General features: G+C 71.4%; 9 protein-coding genes. 5 read left to right on the forward strand and 4 right to left on the reverse strand.

Features of this window, described 5'->3' with window-relative positions; translation table 11 throughout:
* The first annotated feature begins 472 nt into the window (after positions 1 to 472).
* Entirely contained in the window at positions 473 to 745 is a 273-nt protein-coding gene (locus ACFU5K_RS30300; protein WP_384067455.1) for a type II toxin-antitoxin system Phd/YefM family antitoxin, read from the forward strand.
* Positions 738 to 1,190, forward strand: coding sequence for a PIN domain-containing protein (locus tag ACFU5K_RS30305; RefSeq protein ID WP_384067458.1), 453 nt, complete (start codon positions 738 to 740; stop codon positions 1,188 to 1,190). Before ACFU5K_RS30300 ends, ACFU5K_RS30305 begins: the two co-directional genes overlap by 8 nt.
* Positions 1,191 to 1,201: 11 nt before the next feature.
* Here the strand turns inward: ACFU5K_RS30305 and trxA are convergent, their stop codons facing one another.
* The 4 genes from trxA to ACFU5K_RS30325 form a co-directional block, all read right to left on the reverse strand.
* A complete protein-coding gene (gene trxA, locus ACFU5K_RS30310) occupies positions 1,202 to 1,546 on the reverse strand; it encodes a thioredoxin (protein WP_384067461.1) in 345 nt (114 codons plus the stop codon).
* Entirely contained in the window at positions 1,543 to 1,959 is a 417-nt protein-coding gene (locus ACFU5K_RS30315; RefSeq protein ID WP_384067464.1) for a MerR family transcriptional regulator, read from the reverse strand. Before ACFU5K_RS30315 ends, trxA begins: the two co-directional genes overlap by 4 nt.
* 176 nt (positions 1,960 to 2,135) lie before the next feature.
* Entirely contained in the window at positions 2,136 to 3,383 is a 1,248-nt protein-coding gene (locus ACFU5K_RS30320; RefSeq protein ID WP_384067467.1) for a hypothetical protein, read from the reverse strand.
* Between the two features lie 144 nt (positions 3,384 to 3,527).
* Positions 3,528 to 4,895 carry a cation:dicarboxylate symporter family transporter gene (locus ACFU5K_RS30325; RefSeq protein ID WP_384067471.1) on the reverse strand — a complete coding sequence of 456 codons (1,368 nt, stop codon included), beginning with the start codon at positions 4,893 to 4,895 and terminating at the stop codon, positions 3,528 to 3,530.
* 154 nt (positions 4,896 to 5,049) lie between these two features.
* Between ACFU5K_RS30325 and ACFU5K_RS30330 the strand changes: the two genes are divergently transcribed.
* From ACFU5K_RS30330 to ACFU5K_RS30340, 3 genes are all read left to right on the forward strand, one after another.
* Positions 5,050 to 6,711: an ATP-binding protein gene (locus tag ACFU5K_RS30330; protein ID WP_384067474.1), complete on the forward strand. Its 1,662-nt coding sequence runs from the start codon at positions 5,050 to 5,052 to the stop codon at positions 6,709 to 6,711.
* Positions 6,708 to 7,385 (forward strand): response regulator, encoded by a 678-nt coding sequence (locus ACFU5K_RS30335; protein WP_384067477.1) that lies wholly within the window; start codon positions 6,708 to 6,710, stop codon positions 7,383 to 7,385. The genes ACFU5K_RS30330 and ACFU5K_RS30335 overlap by 4 nt, the downstream gene beginning before the upstream one ends.
* Positions 7,386 to 7,546: 161 nt before the next feature.
* Positions 7,547 to 8,170 carry a helix-turn-helix domain-containing protein gene (locus tag ACFU5K_RS30340; RefSeq protein WP_384067480.1) on the forward strand — a complete coding sequence of 208 codons (624 nt, stop codon included), beginning with the start codon at positions 7,547 to 7,549 and terminating at the stop codon, positions 8,168 to 8,170.
* Positions 8,171 to 8,260 lie beyond the last annotated feature (90 nt).

The raw sequence follows: 8,260 nt of genomic DNA on the forward strand, positions 1-8,260 counted from the left end.
ACACCGCATCCCGCTTCCACCACGCTCCCACCGTGACGGCCAGTCATCCAACGCCGGAAACCATCACGCTCCGATTACCCGCTGAATGTTTGCCCGCGCAGTTCGGCTGCCGGGACCACGGTAGCCCCGGCCTCCGACCGCACGGTGGTGCGGCAGGGGCGGCAGAGGCCGTGCGGGAGCACGTATGCCGCGCCGGGGCGGTCGCATTCGGCGCACTCCACCAGGAGTCGCCGTGCTCGAGCGCCTTGCTCGGCGGGAGCGGGGCACGTCCAGGCCCATACGCTTGAGGCGCGCGTGCAGGTCGCCGGGCCGGCCGCTACGAGCCAGGCTCCCGCGGCACAGTGGCGCTTGCCGACCGCAAAGACTGATCCCGCACCGGGGGTGGCAACCGGGAAAGCGGCGCCGTCCGTCCGCCGCCTGGGTCCGGAGTCGGCACCGGGCCACTGCGTAGAACAAGTAGTACACTCACGCCATGGGCGGCAACAGGGAAGTCCCGCTTCGCGAGCTGAACCAGCAGACCTCGCGGGTCATGGCTCGTGTCCAAGCCGGCGAGACAGTGACCATCACCAAGGACGGCGTGCCCATAGGGGACATCGTTCCCCGGGGGTCCCGCCTGGGCCGGCCCTCTTATCCCTTCCGCACCGACCCGATGGGCCGACTGGACCTTCCCGATCTGGGCGGCCCAGTACTCACCGACGACGAGATCGACGCGACGCTGAGGGGTATGGGCGCGATCGATGACTGACAGCCCGGTCGCGATCGCCGACACGAACGCCCTGTACCGGCTGTTCACCCCCAAGGACCCCAACCATGCGGCACACAGGGACGCGCTCGCCTCGGTGGGGCATCTCGTGGTGTCGCCGATGGTCCTCACCGAACTGGACTGTCTGCTCACCTCACGGGTCGGCGCCCGCGCCTCCATGAACGCGCTCGACTTCGTCGCGGGGCAGGTGGAGGCCCGGCGCTTCGAAGTCCCTGAAGTGACCCCGCACCTGCGCGGCGCCATGGCAGTCATGCGGGGATACGAGGATGCCGACAATGGCCGCGGGGTCGGACTGGCCGACGCGATGAACGTGGTGCTCGCCGCCGCTTTCCAGACCGCGGACCTCTTCACCTCCGACCGCCACTTCCGGATAATGCGCCCGCTCACCGGCCATCCGGCATTCCGGCTACTGCCCGGCGACCTGTGAGCCCACGGCAGTCAGACCGCCGTCGGGAGCACGCCCTCAAGCTCCTGGAGCAGGCGGCGCTTGGGACGGGTGCCCGTCATCGACTTCACCGGTTCGCCGTCCTGGAAGACCATCAGCGTCGGCATCGACAGCACCGCGTAACGGCTCGTGATCCCGGGGTTGTGGTCCACGTCGATCTGGACCACCTTGAGACGGTCCGCCTCCTCCCGCGCGATGGCGCTCAGCACCGGGGCCAGCTGGCGGCAGGGGCCGCACCAGTCCGCCGTGAACTCGACCAGGACCGGCAGGCCCGTCCCCAGCACCTCGGCGTCGAACGTCGCGTCCGTGACCTCGGCGACACCCTCTGCGTGGATCATCCCTCGTCCTCCCGGTTCAGTTCACATCGTGGTTCGGGGCCGCCCGGCAGCTCGGCGGAGGCCTCCACCTCGGCACGGGCGAGCTGGGCGCCCACTGCTGTGCGTACCGTCTGCAACTGGCCGATGAGCGCGTCCAGTTCGCCGAGCTTGCGCCGGTAGACGGCCAGCGACGCGGGGCACGCGTCGCCCGTAGGGTGGCCGGCGCGCAGGCAGTCGACGAAGGGGCGGGTCTCCTCCAGGTCGAAGCCGAAGTCCCGCAGGGTCCGGATCTGCTCGATCAGCCGCAGATCGTCCTCGTCGAACGTCCGGTAGCCGTTCTCCGCGCGGCGCGCGCGCAGCAGGCCCCGTGACTCGTAGTACCGCAGCGTCCGTGTCGTCGTCCCGGCGCGTCCGGCCAGCTCCCCGATTCGCATACCGCGACCGTAGTCCTTGACGTCGGCGTCAAGGCAAGAAGCCGGGAGAGCCGCGACGACGGCAACCTGGTCGACGGCAAGGTGAGGGTCACAGCCCGGAACGCCTTCTGCAAGGGCACGGACAGTGTGAGCACCGGGGCCTGCCGGTGCCCACGTCCTGTTCAGCCGAGGGGTGGTCAGGCTGATCTGAGGTAGCAGGTGTAGGAACCCTTCACCGTTGTCTCCGTCCCGCTGCCGGGCTTCCCGTCCATGGTGACCGACACACTCACCTCGGACTCCCCCTGCACGCTGAAACCGTCCGCGTACGGGGCGCCGCGCCGCCAGTCCTTCGGCGCGGCGGCATCGGCGCGCCGGCACTCCTCTTTCCCGTAGCGGTCGCCGCTCCCGACATCCCGCTGGCCCGGGAAGGAGCGGTCGACCTCCACCTGGCCCAGCACCCGGATGTCGTGCCGGTCCGCGCAGTCCACGGGCCGGACGATCTCCTCGGTGCCCAGCCCCGTGCCGCCGGTGGCCGCGCACCGGCCGGCCTTCAGCGTGGCGACGGGCGCCAGCACCTCGCCGGCGTCCTCGACCCGCGCGCCGTCGGAGGGCCCCCCGTCCTTCACCGGCTCGCCGAAGGCGGTGAGTTCGTACGCCGCCCGCAGCCGCTTCACGCCGACGAGCATCCCCTGGTCGTGCAGCGCGGTCAGCAAGGGTGCGAGGTCGGCGGAGGCCGAGGCCAGCCTGCCCTCGGCGTCCAGCTTCACCGTCAGCCCGACGGACTCCGTGCCCCAGGCGTCACCGGCACCCCGCAGGTGACGCGGGAGCAGTTCGCCCGCGATCTCGGGCAGCAGGGTCACCCGGTAGACCCGGCTGCCGTCCGCGCGGCGCTCGGGGGCCTCCCGGGGGATCGCGCGCGGAACGAGGTCCGCGAGGGTCCCGCTGTACGGCGCCGCGTCCCCGGCCGCGTGCCCGGCGACCTCGGCCGTGGCCTCACCGAACCTGCTGACGGCTTCGGGGGTGTACTTCAGCCAGGCGGAGCGGCCGTTGCGGACGTAGACGTCGTCGCCCGCGGTGGCCAGCGCCTGCTCGCCCTCCGGAGCCGCTCCGCTCAGGAGCTCCAGCGTGCCCTTCGGGAACGTGCTGGGGGCGGAGAGGCCGGTGTCCGCACGCGAGGTCCCCCGCTCGTAGTCCTGGGTCCCCCGCGCGCGCTGCACGGCGTCGCCGCCCGTCGTGCCGTACGTCAGCGTCGAGACGAAAGCGGCGGTGCCCGCTGCCCGGGTGGCGTCCGTCGCCGCATGGAACTGCTCGGCCAGCGGCTGCCCGTAGACCGGCTCTCCCGTCGGGGCCTTCTCGCCGGCGCCGCATCCCGCTGTGCCGATGAGGACCGGCAGCAGCAGCGCGATCATGGCCCTTCGGCGTCGTACGGTCTTCAATGTCCCCACCCCTTGTGCCTGGTCAGAACATTGATGCTCCACACATCCGTCTCACAGCGCCAGCACAGAATGATCACGGGGCTGCGGGCCACGGGGAAGCGGCCGGCACGAGAATCCCGTACCGGCCGCACCGACGCGCCTACGCCTGGACGCCTACGCCTTGACGAGCGAGGGCTTCTCCTCGTCGCCGTCCCTGGCGTCCGGGACGTGCGGCTCGCCGCCGTGGGCGTCGTCCGTCATCGTCTTCTCGTCGAACGGAAGCGCTCCGGAGAGGACCTGGTCCACCCGGGCCCGGTCGATCTCCTTGGTCCAGGTGCCCACCAGCACCGTGGCCACCGCGTTGCCCGCGAAGTTCGTCAGCGCGCGGGCCTCGCTCATGAAGCGGTCGATGCCGACGATCAGGCCCACGCCGTCGACCAGCTCGGGGCGGTGCGACTGCAGGCCGCCCGCGAGGGTGGCGAGCCCGGCGCCGGTGACGCCCGCCGCCCCCTTGGAGGCGATCACCATGAAAACGAGGAGCGAGATCTGCTCACCGATGCTCAGCGGGTCGCCCGTGGCGTTGGCGATGAAGAGCGAGGCCATCGTGAGGTAGATGGCGGTGCCGTCGAGGTTGAAGGAGTAGCCGGTCGGCACGGTGATACCGACCACGGGCTTGCTCACGCCCATGTGCTCCATCTTCGCGATCAGCCGCGGCAGCGCGGACTCGGAGGAGGACGTGGACAGGATCAGCAGGAACTCGCGCCCCAGGTACTTCAGCAGCGACAGGATGTTGATGCCGGCCACCAGCCGCAGGATCGCGCCCAGGATCACGAACACGAACAGGGCGCAGGTGACGTAGAAGCCGACCATGATGATGGCGAGGGACTTCAGGGCGTCCACGCCGGTCTCGCCGACGACCGCGGCCATGGCACCGAACGCTCCGACCGGGGCCGCCCACATGATCATCGCGAGGATGCGGAAGACCAGGCGCTGGATGTGGCCGATGCCGCGCAGGACCGGCTCACCTGCCGAGCCCATGGCCTGCAGAGCGAAGCCCGCGAGCAGTGCGATGAGCAGCGTCTGCAGGACCTCACCCTCGGTGAAGGCGGAGACCATGGTGGTGGGGATGATCCCGAGCAGGAAGTCCGCGGTGGACTCGCTCGCACCCGAGGCCTGCTTCTCGCCCGCCGCCCGTGCCGCCTCGGTGAGGTGCAGGGTGGAGCCGGGCTCCAGGATGTTGCCCACGACGAGGCCGATGGCCAGGGCGACGGTCGACATCACGAGGAAGTAGCCGAGGGCGAGCCCACCGACCGCGCCGACCTTGGCGGCCTTGCGTACCGAGCCGACCCCCAGCACGATCGTGCAGAAGATGATCGGCGAGATCATCATCTTGATGAGGCTGACGAAGCCGGTACCGATGGGCTTGAGCTCCACGGCGAAGTCCGGCGCCACCAGGCCCACGGTGATGCCCAGGACCACTGCGGCGATCACGGCCAGGTAGAGATAGTGCGTACGGTCCCGTCGAGCGGCCTTGTCTGCCACGGGGGTCTCCTCGGGTATGCGGTGGCTCCCCGTCCCTGGGGGCCCCGGTGACTATTCACTTCCCTGTGACACCCGTCACCCTTGTGTTCATATCGTTCACGGACGCTTATCGGCCACCTTGGGCCGGTGCCCGGCGCCAGGCAGACTGTGGGGCATGCGCCTGCCCCGTACCCTGCCCCGCAGCCTGGCCGGCCAGCTGTTCGCGATGCAGGCCCTGCTCGTGGCCGCGGTCGTCGCCGGATGCGCCTTCTTCGCCTACGCCTCCGGCCGGTCGCAGGCCGAAGAGACGGCGGCCCGCCAGGTGCGTGCGGCCGCGATCGCCATGGCCGGATCACCTTCCGTGCGGGAGGCGATCCGTACCCCTGACCCGTCCGCCGTACTCCAGCCCTACGCGGAGCGGGTCCGGGCGGACACCGGGATCGCTTTCGTCACGATCATGGATCCGGACGGCGTCCGCTGGACCCACCCCGTGCCCGCCCAGATCGGCCGGCGCTTCATCGGGCACACCGAACGCGCCCTCGCCGGCGAGACGTTCGAGGAGACCTACACCGGCACGCTCGGGCCCTCGATAAGGGTCGTCACGCCGATCCGCGACGGGGGCAGGATCGTCGGGCTCGTGAGCGCGGGCATCACGGTCGAGCGGGTGTCGACCCAGGTGCGGGGGCAGTTGGGCGCCCTCGGGACGGCGGCGGGCGCAGCCCTCGCCCTCGGCGCGCTCGGGACGTACGTGATCAACGCCAGGCTGCGGCGGCACACGCACGGGATGAACGCCCGGGAGCTGAGCCGGATGCACACGTACCACGAGGCCACGCTCCACGCCGTGCGCGAGGGGCTCCTCATGCTGGACGGCCGGCGCAGGGTCGCCCTGATCAACGACGCGGGCCGGGAGCTGCTGGGGCTGACACCGGGCGCGGTCGGACGCGGGGTCGACGAACTCGCGCTGCCCGCGCCGCTGACCGGGGCGCTCCTCGCGTCCGAGCCGCGGGTGGACGAGGTCCACCTGACGGCGGACCGCGTGATCGTGGTCAACACGAGCCCGGTGGTCGGCGGTGAGCGGCGCGGCACGGTCGTGACCCTGCGGGACCACACGGAGCTGCAGGCCCTGTCGGGCGAGCTCGACTCGGAACGCGGCTTCACGCATGCGCTGCGCTCGCAGGCCCACGAGGCAGCGAACCGGCTGCACACCGTGGTGTCGCTGATCGAACTGGGCCGGGTCGACGAGGCCGTGGAGTTCGCGACGGCCGAGCTGGAGCTCGCCCAGGTCCTCACCGACCGCGTGGTGGGGGCGGTCGCCGAACCGGTGCTGGCCGCGTTGCTGCTCGGCAAGGCGGCGCAGGCCCATGAACGCGGCGTGGAGCTCGCCCTCGCCGAGGACAGCATGATCGACGACGGGGCGCTCCCGCGTTCGCTGGCTCCGCGGGATCTGGTGACGATCCTCGGCAACCTGATCGACAACGCGGTGGACGCCGCGTCGGAGACGGCGACGGGCTCAGGCGGTGGGCCTGTTCCCGCCCAGCGCACCGGGGCGGCGCGGGCTCTGGTCACCGTGACCGCGCTCACCGAGGCCGGCGAGCTGGTGCTGCGGGTCGCGGACACCGGCGGCGGGATCGGCCCGGCCGACGCGGACGAGGTGTTCCGGCGTGGCTGGACGACGCACGGCACGGGCCGCGGTCTGGGGCTGGCCCTCGTACGGCAGGCGGTCCACCGCAACGGCGGGACGGTCGAGCTGGGGAGGACGCCCGACGGCGGCGCGGAGTTCACGGTGCGGCTGCCGCTCACCGGCCGCGCCACCGGCGCGGAGGTGGTCACGGCGTGATCCGGGTACTGGTCGTGGAGGACGACCCGGTGGCGGCGGACGCCCACGAGCTGTACGTGGGCCGGGTGCCGGGCTTCGAGGTGGCGGCCGTCGCCCACTCGCGGGCCGAGGCCGTCAGGGCGCTGGAGCGCACCGAGGTGGATCTGCTGCTGCTGGACCTCTACCTGCCTGATGGCCACGGTCTCCAGTTGCTGCGTTCGCTGCGGGCGGCGGGGCACGGTGCGGACGTCATCGCGGTGACGTCGGCGCGCGACCTGGCGGTGGTGCGGGAGGGGGTGTCGCTCGGCGTCGTGCAGTACGTGCTGAAGCCCTTCACCTATCCCACCCTCCGGGACCGGCTCGTGCGCTACGCCGAGTTCCGGGCGGCGGCCGGTGAGGCGAGCGACCAGGAGGAGGTGGACCGGGCTCTGGGCGCGCTGCGCGTCGCGGCCCCCGCCACGCTGCCCAAGGGCCTGAGCGGTCCGACCCTGCAGGCCGTGACCCGGGCCCTGCGGGAGTCCCCGGAAGGGGCGACGGCGGCGGCCACCGGGGAGGAGCTGGGGATCTCGCGGATCACCGCCCGCCGCTATCTGGAGCACCTGGTGACCACCGGACGCGCTGTGCGACGCCCGAGCTACGGCCAGGTGGGCCGTCCCGAGCTGTACTACCACTGGGTGGCCGAAACCCGCCGATGACCCCGGCAGCCCTCCACCGATGCGCTAGGAGGATCATACGAAGGGTGAACTGATAAGAACAGCCTGTAGCCAGGCTGATCCCGGCCTCATACGGTGGAGCCGTGCACCCCACTCCACCCTTCAACGCCCCCGCCGCCCGCCGACTGCGCGAGGCACTGGGAATGGCTCCAGGACATGTTGCGTATGGCCTCGGAGCCCAGTACGGACTACTCATCACGGCGGAGACCGTGATGGCCTGGGAGCGGGGGACGGCCCTGCCCGGCGAACGCGAACTGATGGCGCTGGCCGGTGTGCTGTGGTGCGCCCCGGGTGAACTGCTCGCCGCTGCCAGCACGTTGCGCGAACACAGGATCGCCCGCGACCTCTCCGTGGAGGATCTGGCCCGGTCGCTCGGGATGACCGGCGCGGCGTACGCGCGGATCGAGGAGTCGGGCCGCTGGAGGGGCAACGAGCGCCAGGCAGTGGCCCTGTGCGACGCGCTGGACATGTCGGCGGCGCAGTTCCTCACCGCGACGGGCCGCAACGAGGAGCTCGCCGACCTGCTGACCAGGGCGGTGACGACACGCTGGCAGGCCTACGTGCGGCCGGTGGCCAAGCTCGTCCCGCTGGACCGGATCCTGGTCCAGGACGTGCTGGAGCAACTGCACGCCGACTACCAGGCCTTGATGGTCTCGACGCTGAGCTGGAAGACCACGAACCGGGACCGGGCGGGCGCCGCGGGCGACGCGGGACGCGAGTTCATCGACCGGGTGGTCGAGGAGTTCTGGCGCACCGCGGGCATCTGACCCGAATCCGCAGGTAGTGGCGTGCTCGTGGGTCGTCAGCGGTCAACTTGCTTGATGCGGGGTGTTGTTGGGTTTCCGGCGTGTTGGTGT

It is taken from the genome of Streptomyces sp. NPDC057428 (genome assembly GCF_042803195.1).
Lineage (GTDB): Bacteria > Actinomycetota > Actinomycetes > Streptomycetales > Streptomycetaceae > Streptomyces.

What these genes read in the sequence shown, in the direction of transcription:
- ACFU5K_RS30305 (WP_384067458.1), top strand. Translation starts at nt 738, where the DNA reads ATGACTGACAGCCCGGTCGCGATCGCCGACACGAACGCCCTGTACCGG.
- ACFU5K_RS30315 (WP_384067464.1), bottom strand. Translation starts at nt 1,959, where the DNA reads ATGCGAATCGGGGAGCTGGCCGGACGCGCCGGGACGACGACACGGACG.
- ACFU5K_RS30340 (WP_384067480.1), top strand. Translation starts at nt 7,547, where the DNA reads ATGGCTCCAGGACATGTTGCGTATGGCCTCGGAGCCCAGTACGGACTA.
- ACFU5K_RS30300 (WP_384067455.1), top strand. Translation starts at nt 473, where the DNA reads ATGGGCGGCAACAGGGAAGTCCCGCTTCGCGAGCTGAACCAGCAGACC.
- trxA (WP_384067461.1), bottom strand. Translation starts at nt 1,546, where the DNA reads ATGATCCACGCAGAGGGTGTCGCCGAGGTCACGGACGCGACGTTCGAC.
- ACFU5K_RS30330 (WP_384067474.1), top strand. Translation starts at nt 5,050, where the DNA reads ATGCGCCTGCCCCGTACCCTGCCCCGCAGCCTGGCCGGCCAGCTGTTC.